At 46.6% G+C, this 24,912-nt stretch carries 18 protein-coding genes and 2 riboswitches; of the genes, 4 read left to right on the top strand and 14 right to left on the bottom strand.

Annotated elements, in window-relative coordinates:
* Window positions 1-21: 21 nt before the first annotated feature.
* Window positions 22-2,136: a nitrite reductase large subunit NirB gene (nirB, locus tag MKY95_RS04730; protein ID WP_339197178.1), complete on the bottom strand. Its 2,115-nt coding sequence runs from the start codon at window positions 2,134-2,136 to the stop codon at window positions 22-24.
* Window positions 2,137-2,562: 426 nt separating this feature from the next.
* Here nirB and MKY95_RS04725 point away from each other — a divergent pair, with 426 nt between their 5' ends.
* Window positions 2,563-3,792, top strand: a complete 1,230-nt coding sequence (locus MKY95_RS04725; RefSeq protein ID WP_339199905.1) for a nitrate/nitrite transporter — start codon at window positions 2,563-2,565, stop codon at window positions 3,790-3,792.
* 123 nt (window positions 3,793-3,915) lie between these two features.
* Here the strand turns inward: MKY95_RS04725 and fabF are convergent, their stop codons facing one another.
* Entirely contained in the window at window positions 3,916-5,154 is a 1,239-nt protein-coding gene (gene fabF, locus MKY95_RS04720; protein ID WP_339197175.1) for a beta-ketoacyl-ACP synthase II, read from the bottom strand.
* A gap of 138 nt (window positions 5,155-5,292) precedes the next feature.
* Here fabF and MKY95_RS04715 point away from each other — a divergent pair, with 138 nt between their 5' ends.
* Window positions 5,293-6,156, top strand: coding sequence for a helix-turn-helix transcriptional regulator (locus MKY95_RS04715; protein WP_339191409.1), 864 nt, complete (start codon window positions 5,293-5,295; stop codon window positions 6,154-6,156).
* A 134-nt stretch (window positions 6,157-6,290) separates the two neighbouring features.
* Window positions 6,291-6,965, top strand: coding sequence for a response regulator transcription factor (locus MKY95_RS04710; protein WP_076253483.1), 675 nt, complete (start codon window positions 6,291-6,293; stop codon window positions 6,963-6,965).
* A gap of 21 nt (window positions 6,966-6,986) precedes the next feature.
* On the opposite strand, the gene MKY95_RS04705 is transcribed toward MKY95_RS04710, so the two are convergent.
* The 10 genes from MKY95_RS04705 to MKY95_RS04660 all read right to left on the bottom strand — a co-directional run bounded on the left by MKY95_RS04705 (window position 6,987) and on the right by MKY95_RS04660 (window position 21,059).
* A complete protein-coding gene (locus MKY95_RS04705) occupies window positions 6,987-10,148 on the bottom strand; it encodes a response regulator (RefSeq protein ID WP_339197172.1) in 3,162 nt (1,053 codons plus the stop codon).
* Window positions 10,149-10,407: 259 nt separating this feature from the next.
* Complete coding sequence (locus MKY95_RS04700; protein WP_036606158.1) at window positions 10,408-10,713, bottom strand: PAS domain-containing protein; 306 nt, start codon at window positions 10,711-10,713, stop codon at window positions 10,408-10,410.
* A 71-nt stretch (window positions 10,714-10,784) separates the two neighbouring features.
* A complete protein-coding gene (locus MKY95_RS04695; RefSeq protein WP_083669855.1) occupies window positions 10,785-12,782 on the bottom strand; it encodes a methyl-accepting chemotaxis protein in 1,998 nt (665 codons plus the stop codon).
* A 424-nt stretch (window positions 12,783-13,206) separates the two neighbouring features.
* Window positions 13,207-14,064 (bottom strand): MetQ/NlpA family ABC transporter substrate-binding protein, encoded by an 858-nt coding sequence (locus tag MKY95_RS04690; RefSeq protein ID WP_339197166.1) that lies wholly within the window; start codon window positions 14,062-14,064, stop codon window positions 13,207-13,209.
* Between the two features lie 46 nt (window positions 14,065-14,110).
* Window positions 14,111-14,782, bottom strand: a complete 672-nt coding sequence (locus MKY95_RS04685) for a methionine ABC transporter permease (protein ID WP_036606156.1) — start codon at window positions 14,780-14,782, stop codon at window positions 14,111-14,113.
* Window positions 14,779-15,588 (bottom strand): ATP-binding cassette domain-containing protein, encoded by an 810-nt coding sequence (locus tag MKY95_RS04680; protein WP_051446961.1) that lies wholly within the window; start codon window positions 15,586-15,588, stop codon window positions 14,779-14,781. Before MKY95_RS04680 ends, MKY95_RS04685 begins: the two co-directional genes overlap by 4 nt.
* A gap of 131 nt (window positions 15,589-15,719) precedes the next feature.
* Window positions 15,720-18,023, bottom strand: a complete 2,304-nt coding sequence (locus MKY95_RS04675; protein ID WP_036606155.1) for a PQQ-binding-like beta-propeller repeat protein — start codon at window positions 18,021-18,023, stop codon at window positions 15,720-15,722.
* Between the two features lie 101 nt (window positions 18,024-18,124).
* Window positions 18,125-18,919 (bottom strand): energy-coupling factor transporter transmembrane component T, encoded by a 795-nt coding sequence (locus tag MKY95_RS04670; RefSeq protein WP_036606154.1) that lies wholly within the window; start codon window positions 18,917-18,919, stop codon window positions 18,125-18,127.
* The gene (locus MKY95_RS04665) at window positions 18,894-20,465 is read right to left on the bottom strand and encodes an ABC transporter ATP-binding protein (RefSeq protein ID WP_076319323.1); all 1,572 of its coding nucleotides are present in this window, start codon (window positions 20,463-20,465) and stop codon (window positions 18,894-18,896) included. The genes MKY95_RS04670 and MKY95_RS04665 overlap by 26 nt, the downstream gene beginning before the upstream one ends.
* Complete coding sequence (locus MKY95_RS04660) at window positions 20,466-21,059, bottom strand: ECF transporter S component (RefSeq protein WP_036606152.1); 594 nt, start codon at window positions 21,057-21,059, stop codon at window positions 20,466-20,468.
* 229 nt (window positions 21,060-21,288) lie between these two features.
* Window positions 21,289-21,399: riboswitch (TPP riboswitch) on the bottom strand.
* A 166-nt stretch (window positions 21,400-21,565) separates the two neighbouring features.
* Between MKY95_RS04660 and MKY95_RS04655 the strand changes: the two genes are divergently transcribed.
* Complete coding sequence (locus MKY95_RS04655; protein ID WP_076319322.1) at window positions 21,566-22,519, top strand: copper amine oxidase N-terminal domain-containing protein; 954 nt, start codon at window positions 21,566-21,568, stop codon at window positions 22,517-22,519.
* Window positions 22,520-22,700: 181 nt separating this feature from the next.
* Here the strand turns inward: MKY95_RS04655 and MKY95_RS04650 are convergent, their stop codons facing one another.
* Both MKY95_RS04650 and MKY95_RS04645 read right to left on the bottom strand, forming a co-directional pair.
* Window positions 22,701-23,369, bottom strand: coding sequence for a pectate lyase (locus MKY95_RS04650; protein ID WP_036606151.1), 669 nt, complete (start codon window positions 23,367-23,369; stop codon window positions 22,701-22,703).
* Window positions 23,370-23,716: 347 nt separating this feature from the next.
* Window positions 23,717-24,592, bottom strand: coding sequence for a radical SAM/SPASM domain-containing protein (locus MKY95_RS04645; RefSeq protein ID WP_036606150.1), 876 nt, complete (start codon window positions 24,590-24,592; stop codon window positions 23,717-23,719).
* A gap of 217 nt (window positions 24,593-24,809) precedes the next feature.
* Window positions 24,810-24,912, top strand: a riboswitch (TPP riboswitch).

The raw sequence follows: 24,912 nt of genomic DNA, 5'->3' as shown, positions 1-24,912 counted from the left end.
CTTTCCATCCCCGCCTTTCATCTATATATCAGCTTGAAGTGTAGCTGCAAGTTCCTTCTGTAACTGGTCATCCAGCAGCGTTTCCCGAATCGACATGAATCCCAATCGTTCCGTCCATGCCCATAACGGCTCATCATACCAAGCGGTTTGGCGATACCATTGAAGACAGGCTGATGCGAGTGTGGCCGCTTGCACCTCTGTTTCAGCCACCCCAATCAAGCCACCTTGTTTGACCGGATGCTCTGCATGACCGCCTGCGTAGATCTCCCATCCAGCTGGTGAAGCCAGCAAGCCAATATCCTGCACCAGTGCGCTCACCAACGAACCGGGCCCTGGTGCAACTCCCATATTCACCGGCGACGGCATCGCAGCGCCGATCCAACTCTCACGAAGTTGTGCAGCCAACCCCTTGGCATCTATTGCATAGGATGAAAGCGGGATCTGATCATCCCAGCGCACCTGAACCTCTGAGTGAGCTTCGATCTCTCGAACAACCATCGTTCCACCGGATACCTGTAAGTAATAATGAATTACGGGACGACATACCGAGCAACCAAGCTCCGAACCCCAACCCAGCTTCTGCAAAATCAAAGATATGTCTGGTAGCCCTGTCTCCAGAAGATCGATGTCAGCCAGTATTTCCTTCAGTTCTGCATGCCCAAGCGCCGTACAACTGCACACAGGCATTGGAGCAGGTTTGTCTGGTGTGGCTACCACGCCAGTACCCCCGTTATTTTTCAGGTTATGCGTATGTTTCAACAGAGCAGCCACCATCGGGCGACAGCCACCGCATGAACCTGACGCCTTGGTCTGCTCCTTCACCTGATCTGCTGTCTCGAGACCCTGTTCCTGAATAGCTTTCATAATGGCAGCCTTGGTCACATTGTTGCAGGCACATACGGTCTCCTGAGCCGGTAATGCCGCCGCAGCCATCTCAGCCGGGTCCGGAGCCCCTTCACGCGGAGCCAATTCCGCCACATCTGCGCCTCGTTGCACAAGTCCAAGCAATGCCGTTCCTTCGGTTGTATCTCCAAATAAAATGGCTCCACGCACTTTGCCAGCCTGCATCAGCACTTTTTTATATGTGCCTTGAATGCCATCCAGATGTTGAATTGCAGTCTGCATGCCTTCCCCACTGATCTCACCCGCTGAGAAAACATCAACCCCCGATACCTTCAACTGTGAGTAGGGAATAGATCCTTTGTATTCAGGCGTTTCCTGTCCACAGAGCGTACGTGCGAGTACCTTCCCCTGTTCGTATAAGGGGGCCACCAGACCATAACTAATTCCCCGATGTTCAGCACATTCCCCAACTGCGTAAATACCCGGTACACTGGTGCGCATATAGTCATCTACCATAATTGCCCGATTGGTTGCGATTCCACTTCGTCTGGCCAGATCCACATTTGGCCGAATCCCTACAGCCACAATGACAACCTGTGCTTCAAGCTTGGAACCATCTGTGAACTGAAGGCCCTGAGCCTGTGATCGTCCGGTAATTTTCTGCGTATTTTTCGCCAAAAGAAAGGACATACCTTGCCCTTCAAGTTCCTGTTGGAGCATCGCGGCAGCCTTCTGATCCAACTGACGGTTCATAATGTAATGTGCGTTATGGACCACCACAGCTTCCATGCCCAGATGCAGTAACCCGCGTGCAGCCTCCAGTCCCAGCAATCCACCACCAATGACGGCGGCCTTGCGATAGGTTTTGGAATAATCAGACATGCGCGTACAATCATCAATTGTTCGGAAGGACATGACCCTCTCTTTATCAATTCCCGGAATCGGTGGGATAAACGGTGATGACCCTGTTGCCAGAATCAGGACATCATAGGTTTCTTTTAGTCCCGATTCAGTCTCTATATATTTTCCACGGGTATCAATCCGGTATACCGTTTCACCTGTACATAGCCGTATATGATGCTCGGCATACCAAGTCCAATCATTGATAATGATATCCTGTAACGAATGCTCACCCTGCAATACTTTTGATAACATGATCCGATTGTAGTTGGGACGGGGTTCATTGCCGTAGATTACAATCTCATACGTATCAGGCTCCAGTGCGATAATCTCTTCGACACACTTCACTCCAGCCATGCCATTCCCGATAATCACCAGTTTGCTTCTGCTCATGGGCTGCCCCCCTATCTCTCTCACCTGAAAATAAACAGAAAAATCCCTTCTCCATGATTCGGAAAAGGGCACCGTTGCCTCCGGAATCCACACGCCTTTGTGTGGATTCATATTAGATTCAGATTAAGGGAATCTCAATCTAATGTCAACTAAATTAACATTAAAATTGCGAATAACGATTAAAAAATGAATTATTTGAAATCACATGTAATTTTTATTGACATATACATTTTCGCTTGATTATAATTTGAATCAAAATCACAGTGCTGTGATCAACTCAGATGCGGGAACACAATGACGTGTACCGCCTGTCGGCAACGGGGCCGCAAATCGTTCAGATCTGGACGAATTGCGGCCTTTTTCTGCCTCAACAAGCACATAGACAAATCACGAAGATCTCAATTGGATGAGGAGCGATGATGGATGATGGAGAGCAAAAGTTTTTGGAAAAGCGGGCATAAGCCCACCCTTTTCGGGGCGTTTATGTATTTTGACATCAGTTTTATGATATGGGGGATGCTTGGTCCACTCGCAGTTGTCATAGCGTTGGATTATCCGATGACTCCGCTGGAAAAGGCCAATCTGGTCGCATTGCCTATTCTCGGCGGTTCCATCCTGCGCCTTGTGCTTGGCTTCATGTCTGATTATATTGGTCCGAAACTGACCGCACAGATCGGGATGCTCGTCACCTTAGTTCCTTTGTTACTCGGCTGGTTATGGGTCGACTCTTTAAGCCAACTGTACGTGGTGGCACTCTTGCTTGGTGTCGCAGGCGCCTCCTTTGCTGCTGCGCTACCTCTGGCAGGCCAATGGTATGGCAAGGAGCATCAGGGTCTGGCCATGGGTATTGCCGGGGCGGGTAACAGCGGAACCGTACTCGCGACGTTGTTTGCCAATCGCTTGGCTACGCATTTTGGCAGCTGGGAAGTTGTGTTCGGACTTGCTATTATACCGATTGTTATTGTATTCATCCTCTTTTCAATCTTTGCCAAGAATAGTCCTAACCGGCCTGAACCCAAGAAATTGGCCCAATATGGAAGTCTGCTTAAACAAAAAGATGCTTGGGTATTCTGTGCCTTCTATTGTGTGACCTTTGGTGGCTTCGTTGGATTATGTAACTATCTCACCATCTTCTTCAACACCCAGTATGGGCTCTCTCCTGTTCGTGCCGCTGACATTACCACCTTCTGTGTAATCGCAGGCAGTTTCTTCCGGCCTGTAGGGGGTTATCTGGCGGACAAAATTGGTGGAACCCGCATGCTAACATTCCTGTACACAGGGGCTTGTGTCATGTTAATCGGAGTATCCTTCATGCCACCGCTTCCTGTTGTAGTAGTCATGTTGTTCCTCGGTATGATGTGTCTGGGAGCCGGAAATGGCTCTGTGTTCCAACTGGTTCCCCAACGTTTCGGCAATGAGATTGGCCTGATGACAGGTATTGTGGGTGCCGCTGGCGGATTGGGCGGGTATGCACTGCCGCTGATTCTCGGTCAACTGTATAGCAGCTATCAATCCTATACACCAGGTTTTGTCATTCTTAGCCTGATTGCAGCAGCTTCCCTGTTCCTGGTTCTCTTCATGCAATCCCGCTGGCGTGTGAGCTGGTTGAGCCGAGGTAACAAAGGCATGGCGGAATCGACATCCCTTTCTTCCTGAGCAACCACTCGGCCGTTAACCAATGGTACGGTGTATGTGGATGATCCCGAAGTCGAAGTAAGCAAAGAACAGCGCAGCCCGATGGGGCTACGCTGTTCTTTCTGCTTAAAGCTGCTTTTTTGCTTAAGATGAATACTTTTGAAGAACAATAACCGCATTATGACCGCCAAAACCAAAGGAATTAGACATCCCAATCCGCAACTCTGCTTTTCTTGCCTCATTTGGTACATAATCCAGATCACATTCAGGGTCCCTCTGCTCCTGATTGATGGTTGGAGGAATGATGCCATGCCGCAGACTTTGAATAAGTGAGATCGCCTCTGCTCCACCTGCTGCACCAAGCATATGTCCCGTCATGGACTTATTCGCTGTGACCGGAATATCATAGGCACCTGTCCCGAAAAGTTGCTTAATCGCTCTTGTCTCAGACAGATCACCTGCTTCCGTACTGGTGGCATGAGCGTTAATTACATCAATGTCCTCAGGTCCAATCTGAGCTTCTTTCAGTGATGCTTTCATCGCCAGATATGCACCCCGTCCTTCCGGGTGGGTAGCTACCATATGATACGCATCTGAACTGGCACCATATCCAATCACTTCGGCAAGAATATTCGCCCCTCTTGCTAGAGCATGAGACAGTGATTCCACAACCAGAATTCCAGCACCCTCCGCCATGACAAAACCGTCTCTCCCTGCATCAAATGGACGGCTGGCTGCTTGGAACGCTTCATTTCGTGTAGACAACGCTGTCGCATTACCGAAGCTTGCCAGTGACACTTCGGTTACAGCCGCTTCTGTCCCTCCAGCAATAATGACATCGGCTCCGCCATGACGAATTAACCGGAAAGCTTCTCCAATGGCTGTATTTCCAATGGAACAAGCTGTTACTGGCGATAATGTCGGTCCCCAGCAACCAAACCTCATACTGACCATAGCTGCCGCCATATTGGAGATCATCATCGGTACCAGTGTTGGGCTGACTCGCGCAGGTCCCCGTTCTGACAGGACCTTGCCTTGTTCCATTAATGTCTGGATGCCGCCTATGCCTGAACCAATATATACACCTACCCGTCCACGGTCCATTTCATCCATCACAAGACCCGATTGTGATACAGCCTGATCCGCAGCAGCAACAGCAAATTGAACGAATCGATCCATACGCCTTGCTTCCCTGCGTCCAAAACGCTCTTCACCATCAAAATCACGGACCACTCCTGCGATTCTGGTTTTGTACGAAGCTGTATCAAAATGTTCTATAGGTGATACACCTGATCTACCCTCAATCAATCCGTTCCAGAATGTATCTACATCATTTCCCAGAGGAGAGATAACTCCCATACCTGTAATCACGACTCGTTCCATGTCCATCCTCCTTCAGCGCTGTTGTCTACCTTACTCTTACGCTCTGCCACTAATAGTGCACTTTTGAATATCCTATTACAAGTTGTCAATTATAATAGTATAATGACTACCATGATAACGAGGATTGAAGGTGATGGATTGAACTACGATGTCAGGTTACAGGCATTGTCCACTTTTCTGAAAACACAGCGTTCCAAAATTTCCCCCGAATCGGTCGGTTTACCCACTGGAAGTCGGAGAAGAACGCCTGGGCTGAGGAGAGAAGAGGTTTCCCAACTGGCAGGAGTGAGTACAACATGGTATACCTGGCTTGAACAAGGTCGGGATATTCAGGTATCCCATTCCGTGTTGGATAACATTGCTTCGGCACTGAGGCTTACTGCCGATGAACGAAAGTATCTGTTTTCGCTCGCCATGGAGCATCATACGGAGCTGCCTACACTAGAAGAAGAACCGGTTCAACTTCACCCTTCCTTGCAGAAAATTTTGCAAGAACTTCACCACTGTCCTACCGTGATCTCGGATCGGCGTTGTTACATTGTCGGCTGGAATGATGCAGCCCGGCATGTTTTTATGGATTTTGAACAGATTGCCCCCGAACAGCGGAATATGATCAGTCTGTTATTTGATCGAAAGGAGTTTCGCAGGCTCGCGGTAAACTGGGAGGATTTTGTTAGCGGATTTCTGGCGATTTTTCGTGCTTACTATGGCCAGTATGTTGATGATGAATGGTATAATTTATTTTTGGATGACATGATGAACAGACATCCCGATTTTCATACCCTTTGGAAACAAAGCAGCGTCAGCAGTGCCCCGGACGTATTAATCGAGTTCAGGCATTCCAAAGCAGGCAAAATGTTGTTTGATCTGACTTCGTTGCAGGTTCAGGGTAGTTCCGATCTGCGATGCAGTGTCTACACCCCTGCGCCAGAGAGCGCTACCGAGCGCAAACTGATGCGCCTGATCGAGCGTGAAACCGATTCACATCTTGGCAAACATTAAATCGGAGTCTCTCACCTTCTTGGAGTCATGTTAGAGTCTTGACATCCTCATGTTGCATGTTTTAAATATCAGGTATATTAAGTAATCCATGGATCTTAGTCCTTCTACAAGAAGGGGGTTCAGAAAGGAATATCATGACGAAAGTGCTTATCATAGAGGACGACAACATGTTAGGCGATACATTATCCTTGTATTTGCAAGGTGAAGGGTATGATGTTATCCGTGTCGATAACGCAAGAGATGGTCTTCTACAGCTTCAAGCGCGGCCTGATATCCTGCTTCTTGACTTGATGCTCCCTGATTCGGGTAATAAGAATCCTAGTTCTCTCATGCGCCAACATACGGCAATCCCCATCATTGTCATCTCTTCGTTAACCGAGGTTTCTGAGCGGATTCGATCATTAACAGACGGGGCTGATGACTATGTATGTAAGCCTTTCAGCATGCAGGAGCTGAAGGCACGTATTGAGGCCGTATTGCGTCGTTACTCTATATTGAACAGCTCTGTTGTCACTGAACAGGAATCCGGAATATCTCTCGATCTGGCCCGAAGAACTGTTTTGTTGAATAACCAGCGCGTGGAGATGACGTTCTCCGAATTTGAGATCATGAAGCTGTTTATTCTCAATCCTGGCAAAGTCTACAGTCGGTATGCCCTGATCGAAGCCATTCGTGGTATTGATGCCTACATTAATGATCGCACCATCGATGTGCACATTACCAAACTTCGCAAAAAAATTGAGGACAATCCAAAAAACCCCCAATACATTCAAACCATCTGGGGGGTCGGATATAAGTTCACACCTTAATACAACATAGCTTCATTCCGATCACCATGGCAGGGACTCGGTAATTTTATCAATTTCCTGTTGTACCTTCTCCAATACCAAACGCAGTTCCTCTTCTTTGAACAACGGACGGAACAAGAGTGATTCCAATTGGAGAACTGCACACATCAGGTCCACTGCATGCAGATTCGCAGCTACGCCTCGAAGAGAATGAACACTACGAATGACATCAGCAATCTGCTGTTGCTGAAGTTGAATCGCCAGTTTTTTCTGAAACGAGCCATACTCCATTCTGAATTTCGTGAGCGCATATTGCAGAATATGTGGCTTGCCGTCCATCTGTCTGATCGCCTTATCTGCATCAATTCCATTGATCTCCCTTATGCCTTTTAGATCAATCCATATTTCCAAAATGTCTGCGAGCTGTTGTTCATGTATGGGCTTAGTCAGGATGGCATTCATACCTGCTTCAAGATATAATTCATGGTCCCTTTTTAAACCATTCGCTGTAAGCGCAATAATGGGTGTACGATCATATTTCCTCATCTTGCGAATGTGTCGCGCTGCATCAATTCCGTTCATAGCTGGCATATAGAGATCCATCAGAATCAGTTCCCATGTTTGTTCATCCAATTTCTTCAAAACCTCTGTGCCACTGTCTGCCAGTGTCACCTTGAATCCGGTATGTTCCAGCATGGCCCGAATGACCAGTTGATTGATTTCATGATCTTCAGCGATCAGAATGTGCCCTTTGGATTTAAGCAAGTAGGATTCATCACCTTCTATCATCCGCTTTTTCTCCAATGGCCCTTCACCCTGAAGTGCAAGTAATACTTCGAACAATCCCAGACGTGTAATCGGTTTGATCATCATGAGATCCGGGCGAAAGGATCTCTCCTCACTCCACAGGGCATTTTCACTAAAAGCATGGGTATAACCCACCATTTGAAATTTGGTTTGATTCATTCGCTTCATGAAACTGTCCCATGACGATCCGTTGACGGTCTCCTCTGCATCCATATCCATCATCATGATCATGGAACTTGCCCCATCTACATGATGGACATACCAATCACTTTCCATCATATGGTTCAAGGAAGTATACAGCGTCGGATTCATCCCGAATGAATAGAGCAGCTGCTTCAGATTTGCGCCCATCCGTTCATCATCTTCAATGATAACCACATCATTCGCACCATATAGGAGAGGGTGTGTCTGCAGGGAGAAACTCTCTTCTTCTTCTGAATCTGCAAGTTCAAATATCAAGTCGAATGAAAACAGACTGTACTCTCCCAGCACGCTATCCACCCGCAAGCTTCCTCCCAAAGAGGTGACCAGAAGGTAACAGATGACCAGCCCAAGACCAGAGCCACCATATGTTCGATACGTCGAGGGTTCCGCTTGAGTAAACGGGACAAAGAGCCGTTCCAATTGTTCGGGTGACATTCCGATTCCCGTGTCCTGTACCTCAAAACGGACATGAACTCGCTCCGCCTCCAATGAAAGAACCTCTGCCTGCAACGTTACATATCCATGCTCCGTAAATTTAATCGCATTACTGAGCAGATTCAATAAGACCTGTTCAAGTCGGAACGGATCACCAATCACCGTTAATGGCAGATCGGGATCGGTTGTAAAAATCACTTCGATATCTTTGTGCCCGATGGCCACACCGATCTGATCTGCCACACGTTTGATCACATCCTCTGGTGAAAAAGAGACCTTCTCCAACATCAGCTTGCCTGCCTCAATTTTCGAAAAATCAAGAATATCATTTACGAGGGCAAGCAAGGTTTGGGAGGACGCATTGATTTTACTCAAATAATCCTTTTGTTGTGGAGATAGATCTGTCCGTTGAAGCAACAACGAAAAGTTGATAATACCGCTCAGTGGGGTACGAATCTCGTGGCTCATGAATGCGAGAAACTCACTCTTTGCCTGGCTTGCTTTGTCAGCCTTAACACGTCTATAGTGATCCGAAATGTCATGAATAACTGCCTTAATTTTCTCACTCGAGTTTAATACTTTAACAGGGGATAGGTGAACCCGAACATGCTGCTCATGACCTTCTCCAACAATAAAACTCAGTTCCGTATCCTGTGCTATTTTGTGATGTAAGGCTTTTTGGAAAACGAACAACCAGGTCTCCAGCTGCTCAATGAACAACAATTCTTCAAGCTGACGCCCAATCACTTCCTGCCTGCCGAGACCGAGAACATCCAGAAATTTCTGATTCACTGACACAATACATCTGTTGTTATCCAAACCGACAAACCAGTCTGCCGACACTCGCTCAAGTGTTCGATATCGCTCTTCACTTTCTTGAATCCTTCGTTTAACCGCTCTGTGCTCCGTAATATCAAGTCCATATCCCACGACATATTTCACCACACCCTCTTCTCGCAGAGGGCGAACGTTCACCAGCGAATAGTAACCTCCATGCTCAATCTCGTAAAAAAAAGATTCCCCTTCCCATGCCCGGTTAAACTGCTTTCGCAGAAATTCTACCTTTTCCTGAGGTAAAATATCCAATGTGCCCAGTTTGTAATCTTGCTTCAGACTACTCATATCCAAGCCCAGTCGGGAGAGCATCTCTCCCTCAAGCACAAGATACTCGAATTTTCCGTTCTGTTTTCGGATTTTAAAAGTAAAACCCGGCTGCATACGAAGCATCTCTAGCATTTCCTGATCCCTCTGAATGACCAATCTCCTATATCGATGATTTTGGTTCAGATAATACAGGAATAATATAACGGAGAGCAGGCAGATACATTGAAAAAAGAGAATCTGCCCCATCATTAGCAGAGAAGGGGAATTGGTCTTTAGTGCAGAAAACTCATACACAGTAATCAACAGCAACGCTCCGGACAACCACTTCTGTATAAATCCCCTGATATACTTAAAGATCAGACATATGGCTACAACAAATAATAACTCTGTCAACGCATACTGCCAGTTCTCCAACAAGGGATTACGCCCCATATTAATCCGAAACATCCACATGAATGCAAAAGTAACGAAAGCAGAGCCACTCCCACCAAAATAAGCAGCAAGCAGATACACAATGGCCCGGAAATTCAACAATGTACCATCCTCAAGCACAATAGAGAAATAATAGAGCGCCGTGCCCAACATGCTCAGCGTAATACCAATAATGATCCGAGTCGTGATGGATGTTGAACGGGTAGCATTTGTATGGTTCAAATAGTGATGAATTAGGAAAACAAAGATCAAAATTAGCGTGAAATTTAATACAAGATCGCGTAGCAAATGGTCACCGTCCACATTACGACTTCAGGATTTCATGCATTCAATGAATGTTGTCAGATTCATGGTCGCAGTTCCTCAGTACACAAATCATAGTATGCCGTGCTCCCTTATTCAATTGACGATATTGACCATTTTTTTGAAAATAATTACTGCTTTCAGCTAACATCCCCTTATCACCAAACAACGTTTTTTTTCATGAAAATTCATCATTAAATATGCTGATATAAAAAAGAGAATCATCCAAATGAACCGATGTAATTGTAACTTGGGCTTCCCACACTTCCTGATCAACCTTCATCAGTTTGGCAACGCCGGACCAGGTCTGATTGCCTCTCCAGTGGGTATCCATTAGCAATCGGGCAGGCTGACCTATGGTGCTCTCCCGTGAGAATCCTGTTTTGGTTACATAAACGGAATTCACATCCAGAATCACACCCTCCTCATCTGTAATCATGACCGCATCCGTTAGCAGTAAGAAGGCTTTGAGTTCCAGTTGCATGGTTGTCCACTCCCTCTAATGAAACATGATGTGATGCTGTCCCTGTGTGATAATCTCTTCTACGATCCCGTTTAATACTTAAACTGTCTAATCAGGCGCTGCAGCTCTTCAGCCAGGGTAGACAAGCCACGAGCCGAGGAAGAAATCTGCTCCATCGCTGCCAGTTGCTCCTCTGAGGAAGCGGCCACTTCTTCGGAAGTTGCGGCGTTGCCTGACGCAATTCCTGCCAACTCATTGGATACAGCAGATACTTCCTGTACACCTGCTGTGATCTCTTGCGACGTGGCAGCAATCTCTTCAATCTGAGGTGTCGTTTCCCGCATGCTATCCAGAATACGTTCAAACTTCCGAATCGCTTCTGTAGAGATGTCCATGCCCTCTCCAACCTCTGAAGTCACCTTCTCCATCATGCGAACGGAAGCAGCCATATCTTCCTGTACCGCCGTAGTCAGCACGGTGATTTCATTGACGGACTGCCCGGATTGCTCTGCCAACTTGCGAACCTCTGCTGCTACAACAGCGAATCCATTGCCATGTGTACCTGCACGAGCAGCTTCAATGGATGCGTTCAGCGCGAGCAGGTTTGTCTGTTTGGCTATATTTCCGATTAACTCCGTGATCGCTGAAATTTGGTGTGATCGTTCATATAACGCTTGAATCAATTGGTTTGTCTGTGCTACCGTCTCTTGAATCGATTGCATCTGACTCACCGTCTGCTTGACGGTGTTGCCGCCTTCTTCTGCTTGTACGGTTGTATGTTTCGCCAAATCAGCAACTTGTATGGAACGTTCGGCGATTCGTGTTATCCCAATTGTAATTTCATTCATGGCCTGATGGTTATGTTCAATACCTTCGGTCTGTTTCTCCGCACCACTCGCAATTTCCTGAATGGCTAGCGCTACCTGCTCACTGGCTGCACTGGTTGATTCCGCACTCTGAGTCATTTCATCCGATGAGATGACTACCTGACTAGCGCTGTTCTCCACATTTTGAATCAGCACACGCAGATTGTGCTGCATTTTGCCAAAGGCATCACTCAGTTCACCAATCTCATCATGGCTTGTGCTAGTAATGGTTTGGGTTAGATCCCCTTCACTCACCTGGATCGCCTGATCCTTCAACTGACGAATGGGTCTAATGATGGATCGCATCACAAGCCAGATAATCACAATACCAACGACGAGGCAGGAGACAATAACAATAATCATTCGTTTTAGAATTGGTGCTGCCGCATCGTCTACCTCAGAAGAGAACATGGTGCCAGCGACCTTCCATCCCGTGGATGCATTCGTGGCGTAATACATCACTTTATCCGTTTGATCAACGGTATATTTGAAATTGCCCGATTCATTCGCATACACCGGTTTCCAAAAATCCTCTGTTGCATCTGTTCCGGGTTCTACCGTGGGATGGTAGATATACTTTTCGCTGGCATCCAATAGGATCAGATATCCCTGTTCTCCCACGTTAATTCCACTTACCAAGGTACTGATATTCGACAGATTCAGATCCAGCTGGACTACACCAGATCGGCCATTCAATGCCTTGGCGATGGTGATGGTGATTTCGTTTGTCTCGGCGGAAATATAAGGGTCTGTAACAATGACCTGCTCTGGAGTACCCATCGCTTCTGTGTACCATGGTCTTGTTCGCGGATCGTAATCTTCAGGCATCTCCGCATCAGAGGACATCAGATACACTCCTGCCTCTGTGCCTACACCTATGGTGATGATATCTGTGTTCTGCGCAGCATACCCCTTCAATTCGTTCACAACCCGAACCTCGGCATCTTCTTGTCGTAATTGCTCTGCAAGTGTATTCGCATAATATTCAATGTGATTCCGCTTGGCATTGACTGAAAGATCTATCGTTGCACTGGCAAGTTTCACATTTTCCATCGCACTATGTAAAATTTGCTTCTCCACTTCATCTTTTGCACTGTTATACGATAAAACTCCAATACTGAACGAAGGAATGGCCAGGAAAGCAATAAAGGACACCACCAGCTTGGTCTTAAAGTTCTTATGCATCTTGTTGAACCAGGTCGATTTGCTATTTTTTCGGGACAAATTTCTCTACCTCTTCCAGATTAATTTTAGTTTTACTTGATCTACTTATAAGTTGAACTAGTGATTATTTACACTTGCCACTCCGATGACAGAACAACCTTCCAATCGCTGAATGATTCATACAACTTATATAGCTCTTGTATAGCTCTCATAGATTGTAAACCATCTTTTCAAAAAACTAGGTCTCACTTCTTGTGAAAAACACTCTTTACACTACAAAACTCGAACAAATCTCTTAATTTATAATCCAAAAGAACTATTTTCAAACAAATTATACGAAAAAACTATTAAATAAAGTGTTCCGGGGATATGACCAAATTGTTAACTTTCTAAATACTTGTTAATAAGCACGCGGACGACAAAAAAAAGATCCAAGCGTTATCGCTCAGATCTAAAGGTTATTTACATTGGACCAACGTATTCTCTATTTAAATGCCGGGATCGCGATATCTGCATATTTCTCTTCGAAGAAGGCTTTGACCTCTGGACCCGCCATGCGTTTGGCCAGCTTCTGGATCGCTTCGGAGTCCTTGTTATCCTCACGGGCAACCATGGTGATCGCAAAATGGCAATCATCCTTCTCGGTTAACAATGCATCCTTTTTCGGTGTAAGACCAAGCGGACTGGCATATGCCGGAGTCATGGCTACCAGATCAGCATCATCCATCATGCGAGCCAGCATCAACAAATCCACTTCCTCAAACTTGAAGTTCTTTGTATTCTCGGTGATGTCTGCCTGTGTGGCGTTAAAACCTACGCCCTCTTTCAGCTTAATCAATCCGTTCTGCTCCAGCATCACAAGAGAGCGACCAATGTTGGAAGGATCGTTTGCAATTGCAATCGTTGCACCTTCTGGCAATTCCTCAATCGTTTTGTACTTTTTGGAGTAGCCGCCATAAATGGCATTATAGATAGGCTGTACAGCCACCAGATTAGCATTGTTCGCTTCATTATACTGGGTCATGTAAGGCACGTGTTGGAAGAAATTTGCATCCACTTCCTTGTTCGCCAGTGCCGTATTCGGCTGTACGTTATCTGATAACACAACAACTTCCAGGTTAACGCCATCTTCCTTCAATAGCGGTTTAACAATATCGAGCACATCTGTCATCGGTGGAATCAACGTGGCTACCTTCAGCGTAACTTCTTGTGCAGCTTGTGTATCTTCTTTTGTTCCTTCAGCCGCAGGTGTTTCTTCTTTTTTGCCACAAGCAGCTACAACCAGCATTACTGCAAGCAACATAAGCATCATTTTCACTTTCATTTCATGTCTACCCCTCATCGTATAATCTGTATTGGTTATTCGTAATAATGCACGGTCCAACCGTTCAGGATCTGCGATCCAGCCAGTGGGACAGTCTGCTACCTGTGAATTGGATCATCTGTACCAGGATAATCATAATGATGATCGTAAATACCATAATCTCCGTTTCGAAGCGCTGATAACCGTAGCGAATGGCAAAATCGCCAACCCCGCCGCCACCTACAATACCCATCACCGTCGAGTAAGAGATGAAGCTAATCGTAGCTGTCGTGAGTCCCAGTACAAGACCAGATCGTGCCTCCACGTACAAGAATTTCACCACAAGTTGCATCGTTGATGCCCCCATGGAAGCAGCAGCTTCAACCACTCCCCTCGGTACATCCAGCAACGCTTGTTCCACCAGTCTGGCGTAGTAGGCAATCGCAATAACCGAGAGTGGCACGGTTGCCGCCAGTGTACCTATGGATGTTCCCACAACAATCCGAGTGAATGGAATCATGAATACAACCAGTAGTAAGAATGGAAACGAACGAACGATGTTAACGATACTTCCGAGTACAAAGGACAGCGTTTGGTTCTGATACCGTTGTCCTCTCCGAAATAAGTACAACAGAGTACCCAGAGGTAACCCAATCAGAACAGCTGCCGCAATGGAGATGCCCACCATGACAAAAGTCTCTCCGATCGCCTGCCATATCTCATGCTGATATTTCAGCACAGACTCAGGTAACTTCATGACTTGTCCTCCTGTTCTGCCTGACGGAACAGAGACGAACCTGTCATCCCGTATTCGTCCCCCGCAAGCAAGGAGGTCAGCAGATCAGGCTGCGGAGCAGGGATACTGCTCACTTCCGCTTTAGACAACGTACGAACGAGTCGCCCATCCTTCATGACGGATATCCTGTGACATAGTCTGCGAGCCACTTCCATCTCATGCGTCACTACAACAATGGTCACGCCCAGCGTTTCATTGATATGACGCAGCACATCCAGGATACCGTTCGTGGTCTGTGGATCAAGCGAAGAGGTCGGTTCATCACAGAGCAGCACATCCGGACGACTGGCCAGCGCTCGTGCAATCGCCACACGCTGCTTCTGTCCTCCGCTAAGCTGAGCAGGATATTGACCCGCCTTGTCTTCCAGTCCAACAAACCGCAACACCTCAAGTCCACGTTCAACTCGCTGCGCACGGGGCGTACCCGCAAGCTCCAATGGCATGCAGACATTGCCACTCACCGTTCGGTTACTGACAAGATTGAAGTGTTGAAAGATCATGCCAATGGATCTTCGTGCCTGACGCAGACTCTGTTCATTCATCTGGGTCAGGTGCTGCCCATTCACAACAACCTCACCATCATCCGGCTTTTCCAATCCGTTGAGCATCCGCAGAAGTGTGGATTTGCCTGCACCACTTGATCCGATGATGCCATGTATTTCTCCTTGTCCCACTTCGAGGGACACCGAGCTTAATGCTTCGAATCCCTGATCTGCACGGGAACCGCGCTCGATATAACGTTTGCTTACACCATATAATGAGATCATGGAGAGTCCTCCCGTGAATGATCATGCATGGTTCTTCAAGAACACATGAAGAAAGCCCGCACAGCCGATAACCGGAGCGCGAGCAAGCCTGTTCATTTATAATAAATCAACATCCCTTACGAGACAAGCTTTTAAGGTGAGATTGCCTCCTGCAGGCGGCTGGCTTCATATACACGAAAACGTCCGTTGGACGAACCCACATAGACTTCATTACCGATCCGGTTAATCATTCCATTCTTCGCATCCCGGTCCCGGTGCTCCGGGTTTCCCATCACAACGTCATGTACACGACCTAACAGTGCTCCATTCTTTTTGTTCATTACGAGCAGATTCTCGTCCATGGGCAACAGCAACTGATCATCAATGACCAGATAACTTCCCTGATTCGTCGGATGCCTTAGTGTTGCAATCGTATCTTTGGCATTCCAACGCGTCTCCCCCGTTTTATAATCCACAGCCGCCAGGTAGCCATTCTTAATCACATACATCTGATCCTCTTCCACCAGTCCTCGTTCAATCTTGCCCTTGTGCGTCCAGCGTGTTGTGCCTGTCTTGGCATCATACAGGGTGGTTGTAAAATCTTCATATTCTCCGTAATGATTGCCATTCTTGTTCTCACGGATCAACAGCATGCCATCATTCAGCTCCTCAAATCTCTGTCCTACCCGAGCAGGGAATTGGGCAAGCTTTTTCCCCGTGTTCAGATCAAGCAGAAGCCACTGATTATCTAGTGATAGCCATCTTTCAGCATTCGTGGTTGCAAAGGGATCAAGACGTTCAATTCCACCAGTATATGGATCATTCCAAAATTGTTCTATGGTGGATCGTTTGCCCTTCAAGCTCCATACGGTTCGGCCCGATTGCGGATCGACTGCAACCAGCTTATTCTTTTCCCAATACAACACATAGGGGTCATCTGCACTCTTGTTCAATATTTCATAACCCGTAGCCAGTTTTCGCGTCCACAATGTTTTTCCGTTTGCACTGTCCAGAACCGTTAACCAACTGTTGCTTGAGCTCTCAACAACCGGGTTATCCACAACCACAACGTTCTTAGCAGCGGTGATGCCATTTAGTCTAAAATTTTGCTTAGGAGTGTACGTCCACATGACCTTTCCGTTCTTCAAGTTCAGATGACGAATACGATCCACGTATTTTTTCTTATCAGGGTCATAATCGGTGTAGATTGTAACGTATTTGCGCTCTGCATCCACCTCTGCCTGCTGTCTTCCAAAGCCCCCATTAATCCCCCATAATTTCTGGCCCGAATGTCGGTCAAGAGCATATATGGAACCTTCGTAGTAATCCCCGCTAAATCCACCGTCATCCCCTTTCATCAGGAGTACATCATCCGTGGCTGCTTGTAAAAAAGTGTAGTTAATATCCCCCTGGTTGGTCCATACCGGTTTCCAAGGGATTGTCGTTGGCAGTGTTGTGCCATAGATTTTTGTTGTGAACCCATATTCATCCGCCCGACTGATGTTCCAATCGGAAACGACAGCATTTCGATTATCCTGTGCTAAATTCCAGCGTGTTCTGACCAGTCTGCCATTCTTGTTGAATGTGACCAGAAATTGCGCATCTTCCCGCTCATATCTCCAGGTCTGTCCAATACTCATTGAATAACCCGTGAAATTTAGATTGCTTGAACTCTCTTTCCAATCCGGCTCGCCTAACCACCCAGCCACTTGTTTGGAGGTGGTTGCCTTGTTCAGCTTAATATCTGTCAGATGGCGTATAACCGAAGTTGGCAGCGATGCATCCTGTTGGAACCAACCATCCGCCACATTCATCCGCTGTTCTATAGCCTGTGCCTTGATCCAGAAGAGTCCTGGCCGATACGTGGAGGATTCTTTATTCCAGACTCGTGGGGCAATGGAGACCCCATACCAGCCTTTCCACTTTGCAACAATAACAGCCTTATCTGTTAGCGCTTTCTCAAAAGACCAAGTTGTAGAACTATCCGGAGCCAGATACAGCTTGCTGCCTGATTGGAGTGTGAAGCTTTGGGGAGCTGTTTCCGTCATGCTTCTGCTCTCCTTCAGGGCATACCAACTTGGCAGCCAAAAGTCTCCATGCTCGGTTGACTTAAGCTGCACCCACTCACCTCGAACCGAGGCCAACGTATACTTTTCGTTTTTTGTTGTATAGTATTCAATCCCCAGCTTGTCAGCAGCCACACTGCCGTCCCTTCTGTTTTTGAACAGAGGGATGTCATTCATAAGCGTAACGGTGTCTCCTTGTTTGTAAGCTAACTTTGCAGTTAAGACTTGGGAACTTGCCCCCAATGCTTGTGGCGTTGTAGCCAAAGCTTGTCCTTCAAGGGCGACCATTTTGGAATCCAGCAGCATCCAGCCCGTCAACAGCACAGCTGATAATCCAGTCATGGTAATCCATTTGTACCCCGTTCTCTGCCAGTCAGGACCCGTCTTCACTCTCGTTCATCCCCATTCATTAGAAGTTATTTCCAATAGAGACGCAGTAAAAAGGAAAAAGTTACCGTTTACCTCAATATATTTCTATCTATCTGCCCGTATTACCTTACATCCACCATCGTAGCATGATAAGGAAAGGTAACCCCGATGTAATAAGCAGCTGTTAAGGTGAGCATATAATAAAATACAAACCACAGATCAGCTCTCGAATAGCCAATCTGAATGTAATACGTTCGGCTCGCGCCATCTGTGAACCCTTTCGCTTCCATCGCTACCGCCATTCGCTGTGCACGGCGAATACTCTGTGCCAGCAGCGGAATAGCGTAACGCTTGAGTGTACGATACACATTCCAGCGAGAGCCGCGTTGCTGTGTTCCACGAATACGAATCGCATAACGGAGCGTCTGGAATTCATCCAGCAAAATGGGGATCATGCGCATCGCGGCCAGAAAGCTATAGGCATATTTTGCGGGAAGCTTCCATTGCTGCATCAGGGAATAAAACAGCCGTACTGGTTTTGTCGTAAGACCAAAAAGCAACCCAGCCGCGGCCATAGTCAGCGAGCGAAAACCCAAGTGCAGACCGCGATAGAAACTCTCTTCGGTTATATGGATCAGTCCCCACTTATACCATGTGGTCTCGCCCTTACCAAACATCATCATGCCTGTAGACGTGGAGATAAACACCAGAATGAATGGTGATGCGTACAGCATCAATCTGTACCACGGATGACCTGTCCAGCACAGTAACAGTATCATCGCCAACGCAACGTTGGCCATTACATTCAGATTGTGAATGAGGATAACGATGACAAACATCATCGTCAGAATGATCATCTTTAATCCCGCATTGACGTTATGAAGCCAGGTTTCACGGTGAGGAAACGACAGTTGCATCAGATAACCTCCCCTCATCTACCGTCCAGATTCGGGTGCAATATCTTTTTACAATTTCACGATCATGGGTAACCATAACAATAGCTGTTCCCTCTCTCCGCAATTGCTCCAGCTGTGCTAACATGGCAAACGTATTGCGTGCATCCTGTCCAAAAGTAGGTTCATCCAACAGCAATATTCGCTGCTCTCTCACCAGTGCAGAGGCAACGCTCAAGCGTCGTTTCTGCCCCATCGATAATTGGTAGGGATGGCGCTCGGACAGGTCTATTAGCCCAAATTGATTCAACATATGATCAGTCCTGACAAGTCTTTCTTCCGTTGTCAGCCTGCCCCCCAGCAATGAGAATTCTACTTCTTCCGCGACCGTGTTGGTCACAAATTGAAACTCCGGGTTCTGAAATACAAACGCAATTCGATCTGCAAGCTGCTCCGTTTTGCCAGAAGGCTGACCTTCCACCTCATAATGACCTGTTGTTTTCAGGATATTCATCAGAGATAACAACAATGAACTCTTGCCAGCTCCATTAGCTCCGACAATACCAATCCAGTCTCCATGCCATACCTTGGCCTGCTCCACCTGAATGAAAGGTGTTTTCCCACGCCATCCGGTGAACTGTTGCAAGTCCAGTGCAGGCTGGTAGGCGGGTGATAAAGGCGATAAGGATGAGACGTGAGATATGAGGGATATACCCGGTGTATCGGATAAGCCAGACGATCGCTGTGCTTCCAAACTTGAGATGCCGTGATCCACACACACTTGAATCTCTCCAGAAGCACTTCCCTCTTCTTGCCTAGCTGCCTGCTCTTGCTCCTCCCATATGCCTGGATACCAGATTCCATAAGCCTTCAGCTTGCCCCGTTCATCCGTAAATACCTGCTGTGCTGGCCCATCCGCCACAATCTTTCCTTCAGGTGATAACACAATGATGCGGTCGACCATATCCACAATCTCGTTTATTTTGTGTTCAACGATGATGATCGTTTTGTCACTGGCGATTCGTTTGACGGTATCCCACACCTGGGAAGTCCCCTCATCATCCAGCAGTGCAGTGGGTTCATCCAAAAACAATACCTCCGGGTCCATGGCAAGCATCGAAGCAATCGCAAGACGCTGCTTCATCCCCTGAGACATGGACTGGATCAATACACGATTCTGTTCAAAGGATAACCCCACTTGTTTCAGATAATATTCAATCAGAGCAGGCATCTCTTCACGCGGAATATTTCGGTTTTCCAGAACAAATGCGATCTCTTCATCCGTAAAGGACATACAGAACTGGGTATCCGGATCTTGAAAGACCACTCCTGCTTTGGCGGGAACCTGAATATCATCACATTTCATCGGAATCTCAACCGAACGTGGTATCAGACCGCTCAGAATTTGCAATAACGTTGATTTACCGGAGCCACTCGGGCCAAGCAACAGCACTTTCTCTCCTTGACGCACAGAAAGAGACAAGCCTTGAAATACCAAGGCTTTCTCTCCCGGGAACTTGCATCTTAGATTAGTCACACTTACCGCTTGCGAATTCTCTTCCCCGTTCATCTAATCCAGCGCCTCATAATCTTGTTTGGATACCGGTCTGAGCGAACGCGTTACACCAGTCAGTTCCAATGCTTTGGCGAGATAATAAGCGAACACTCCAGCAATCAAGATGCTTCCAATGAAGCGGAATCCGATAAATAACGTGTAGTTCCAGGCCGAGAGTGAATCAATATACCCGTACTGGTAATCCAGCAAAAGCGAAGTCGCTGCGGCTCCTATGGCTGCAAGACAGGTGACAAACAGATTGGTTTTGCGATACAAAAATGCGGCGAAGAATATCTCGGCTCCCAATCCTTGCAACAGACCGTATACAAGTGTGGACATGCCCCATTCACTACCCAGAAAAGCACTTACCGTTGATGCCGCAACTTCGGCAAGAATAGCCACGCCTGGTTTACGAATGATAACAAAAGCAAACGTGCCCGCCATAAACCACATGCCGTAGATCATCTGCTCCGCATGAACACCAAATGGTTTCATCAAGTCATATGTAGGTCCCCATATCTTGTAAATTACCCCAAACACTACTGCGATCACGATGGTTACCAGAATATCCGTTAGTTTCAATCGCTTGTTGCCTGCTGTTGTTGCCATGTTCTCTACGTCCTTCCTTTGTTCCCTGTGGGGGTTATCAAATTAAACGAAAAAGCCTCCCCGGTTCCGGGCAGGCCTTACGTACAGTGGACAATCTTCACAATGATGTATTGGATGGATGTCGGAAATACGGAATATCAACCAGCACCCCTCCGCCCTGGCAGATACACCACCACAGTTCAAAGAGGTCTGTTGTTCATCCACGTTCATTCCCACAATTCACCCTTACATATCGCAAATCCATGTTCTCTACGCTGGCATTACCCAGATCAGATGTACGGTCAGCGGCACAAGGCCACTCTCTCAGCCCAACTTCATTGAGCTCCCGGTTCACTTATTTCATTGCTTCTAATGTACATCAGATGGGTATTTGTGGCAATCCCTAGAAAAAGCATCATACTTCATTTGGGGTAACAGGGGAAAGAATCTGATGGTTCACTTTCCATAATATGAAACATTTAGGTTATGTAGTCCGTCTTAAACATTTAGAAGGGAGATTGATAGTGATGAAAGATTACAATTCTGTTTGGCAACTTAAAACATGGAAAATGGTCCTTGCCGCTTCGATACTCACCGCAGGCACGGCACCTGCCTTACTCTCATCCACTGTGGCGGAAGCCGCAACAACTAAACCTAAACCGACAGCTTATATTAACAATGTTCAAGCTCAATATGATGTTGTCATACGGCAGGGTATTACGTACGTGGCATTGACGGAGCTTCAATTCCTCGGCAACTATACGTTTGGTTACAATAACAAAACAAAAGAGATCAGCATTAGCACAGGCAGCGATAAGTATGTCCTTACACCTAACAGCAAAACAATGAAGAAAAACGGTCAGAATGCGACATTATCCTCAGCGCCGATTCTGGTGAATGGTAAAGCGATGCTTCCGCTCCGTGCCATCGGTGAAGCTTTTGGTGCCAAGGTGCAGTGGAACCAGAAGGCCAAGGAAGCCTACATTTACACTACCGACGCTACGATTGTAAAAGAATATAACAGTTCCGATCTGACTGTGGCGCGTGAAGCCGCACTGCATCTGCCACGCTTCTCTGAACTGGGACAAGCACGTCTGGACATTCGCAATCCTTTGGGTCCGGTGGATTCATCCATTGAATACATCTTTGAGCAAGGTAAAAAAGATCGTTTCTTCGTTGTTGAGGATAACGATCTGATCAGTTATTATATCCTTAAAAATGGAAGTGCACTGCTACAATGGCAGGCTAACATCAGCAAAAATGCCGGAACCATCGGTGACCTGTTCTTTATTAAAAACAAAGCCGTTGCTGAAGCAGGGACTCGTCCTTCCGTAGCAGGTCAAACACTCGTATCATTTAAGTACTCTCGCATGCTTGAAGAAACCTCTTACGAAATCATGAACAAATTGGGCTCTATTGATACCGGTTCTGTTGTCCCCGAGAAAGGCAAAGTCATCGTTGAAGTTCCGGGAGAGCAATAATTTGAGCATCCTCTATAAAACATTGCTCAGCAGAACTATACTATGACATCTGCATTACAAAGAGCGTCCCACAAAGTCATTGTAACAATGACCTTGGAACGCTCTTTTTGGCGTTATATTTTAACTTCAAATTACAAGCAGAGCTTAAACTTTTACCAACTCCAGCGATTCAATCTTCTGTCTAATATTGCGTGTTCCCAGACTGGCTCGTTTTCCCTGAAGCAAACCCCTTGAACAACGTTGGTACTTTGGAATAACGGGTATTCGTAATTTTCCCTTGTGATGTGCTGCTGTCTGTACGCATAATCGAATCTTTCACATTGGAAATGTTGGAGTTATCCAGCGTCATGTTAACTGCGAAGGAAGTTCCACCATTTTGGCGAACCAGTTTGCCAATATCATCTGCACGGAAATTTTTGATGTTAATTGTTCCAGCTGCATTCATCTGGAACACTTTATCATAAGCCTTATACGCTGCCCCACCGGTAATGTTAACCGTTCCGGCAGACTTCAATGTCAGTGCATCCTCGCCCACGTCCTGCCAGACCACATTCGATATATTACAGTTGCCATAACAGTGAACACCATCAGCAGCTGGTGATCCAATGTTTACGTTTTTGAGCGTGGCCCCTGCCTCCAGACGGAAGACTGGCTTCTGATTTTCTGCTTGAGATCCGTCGCCCAGTGTGGAAGGATTAGCTACAAATGTTTTGCCTTGACCATCATAGGTCGTGCCCTTTGGAACCACAATGGTTGAATTTACAACCGTAGGCGCAGCCGCAGCCGGAACTGCACCAAATATAGAAGCAACCAAACCAGCGGACAGTAACAACGTCAACATTTTTTTCATAACTTTATTCCTCCCTTATTCTCTCGTTTTTTGGTAGTGTACAGCCTGGGCTTGTACTGGAAGATCGTCAGAGGTGCACCTCTGTCCGATCTACAACCTAATCTTACCAAATAAGGGAGGTAACTAGAATAATCATTAGATCAGATATATCATGACAACGCACAATCCCTGTCATATCGGCATTTTTTGCATATCAGGTTTCTCAAACAATATGCTGATATCAACCTCTGGTATGCTCATTTGTAACGTATGTACCCCTCACTTAATCCCCAATAACAAAAAAAGACCACTACATTTGTCTCCAAATGTGTGATCTTGAATGTCTTCTGGCTTGCTGATATAAAATATCAGGCTCCAAATCTCTGACGATAACCGCACTTTCTACACAACTCTTCTACAGCTTCGCGTTTGGAGAAGCCATATACCAGATTGTTCGCTCGCTCACCCTCAATAATCTCCGAGAATGACTTCTCGTGCACATTACCCAGGTTAATCACACCCTCGCCATCGAGACAGCATGGAACCACCGTTCCATCTACAAGCACAGCTGCCTGACCGCGAAGTGCATGGCAAAAGCCTTTACCGTCATCTTCAGGCGCATCCAGACTTGGCCACTGGAACTCATGGTCCTGATTCAGGTATACATTCGGGGCAATTTTGACCCCACTGCCTGGAACTACTTTTTCCTCAATGCGGAAGTCGAGATTGAATTCACGTTCCAATACTTCAAGGGTCTCCCGATTTCGATTCATCTGAGCATTTGTGAAGTTATCCTGCGTCAGATTCCAAAGTCGGAATGAGATGATGACATTGTGCTTAACGGCCTCGTGTACAAAGGACAAAATATGACGCAGGTATCCGTCACGATCTGTTGAACCTTCATGCCCATCGAAGCTGTGCAGGGAGAAATTCATCTGCCGCAGCGCCGGTTTGCCAAGCAATTTATGCTGAGTCTTGGGCAGCAGTGTACCATTCGTTGTAATGTTCACCTTGAGTCCCTTCTCATGTGCGGAATCGAGCAACAGATCTATTTTGGGATGCAACAAGGGTTCACCTTTGACATGTAGATAAATATGATTGGTGTGTGGTTTAACTTGATCCAGTATATTGTTGAAGACTTCAGGATCAATGAATCCTTTGGCACGCTGTGTCTGCGGACAGAAGCTGCATGCCAGATTGCAGATACTCGTGATCTCAATATATACTTTTTTGAACGTTTTCAACTCGGGTCCCCATTCTGCTTCGGAGGGAGAACAATCCCGCCTGCATTTGTGATCCGGCCAATATGCGCCACCACTATTATATCGGGTTAGGGAGCCCAGGTAAATTGTTCAGTTGTTCGGGTCTGACTCCAAGTTCATCTCAAGAATTCTATCACGCTGCCTCTTTACAGTTCATGTTCAAGTGATATATGCTGAACACACAACTGCATATCTTGAACTTTTGCACTAGGGGAGCCTTGCGGCTGAGACGAATATGACTATTCGGACCCTTTGAACCTGATCTGGATCATACCAGCGGAGGGAAGTGGAGCGGCCTTTTA

It is taken from the genome of Paenibacillus sp. FSL P4-0176, from assembly GCF_037975265.1.
Lineage (GTDB): Bacteria > Bacillota > Bacilli > Paenibacillales > Paenibacillaceae > Paenibacillus > Paenibacillus amylolyticus.
The sequence above is the reverse complement of the archived record's forward strand: the minus strand, read 5'-3'. Positions and strand labels throughout refer to the sequence as shown.

Excerpts from the sequence above, each read along its gene's own strand:
- nirB (WP_339197178.1), bottom strand. The coding sequence starts at position 2,136 with ATGAGCAGAAGCAAACTGGTGATTATCGGGAATGGCATGGCTGGAGTG.
- MKY95_RS04725 (WP_339199905.1), top strand. The coding sequence starts at position 2,563 with ATGGAGAGCAAAAGTTTTTGGAAAAGCGGGCATAAGCCCACCCTTTTC.
- fabF (WP_339197175.1), bottom strand. The coding sequence starts at position 5,154 with ATGGAACGAGTCGTGATTACAGGTATGGGAGTTATCTCTCCTCTGGGA.
- MKY95_RS04710 (WP_076253483.1), top strand. The coding sequence starts at position 6,291 with ATGACGAAAGTGCTTATCATAGAGGACGACAACATGTTAGGCGATACA.
- MKY95_RS04700 (WP_036606158.1), bottom strand. The coding sequence starts at position 10,713 with ATGCAACTGGAACTCAAAGCCTTCTTACTGCTAACGGATGCGGTCATG.
- MKY95_RS04690 (WP_339197166.1), bottom strand. The coding sequence starts at position 14,064 with ATGAGGGGTAGACATGAAATGAAAGTGAAAATGATGCTTATGTTGCTT.
- MKY95_RS04685 (WP_036606156.1), bottom strand. The coding sequence starts at position 14,782 with ATGAAGTTACCTGAGTCTGTGCTGAAATATCAGCATGAGATATGGCAG.
- MKY95_RS04680 (WP_051446961.1), bottom strand. The coding sequence starts at position 15,588 with ATGATCTCATTATATGGTGTAAGCAAACGTTATATCGAGCGCGGTTCC.
- MKY95_RS04670 (WP_036606154.1), bottom strand. The coding sequence starts at position 18,919 with ATGCAACTGTCGTTTCCTCACCGTGAAACCTGGCTTCATAACGTCAAT.
- MKY95_RS04665 (WP_076319323.1), bottom strand. The coding sequence starts at position 20,465 with ATGAACGGGGAAGAGAATTCGCAAGCGGTAAGTGTGACTAATCTAAGA.
- MKY95_RS04660 (WP_036606152.1), bottom strand. The coding sequence starts at position 21,059 with ATGGCAACAACAGCAGGCAACAAGCGATTGAAACTAACGGATATTCTG.
- MKY95_RS04655 (WP_076319322.1), top strand. The coding sequence starts at position 21,566 with ATGAAAGATTACAATTCTGTTTGGCAACTTAAAACATGGAAAATGGTC.
- MKY95_RS04650 (WP_036606151.1), bottom strand. The coding sequence starts at position 23,369 with ATGAAAAAAATGTTGACGTTGTTACTGTCCGCTGGTTTGGTTGCTTCT.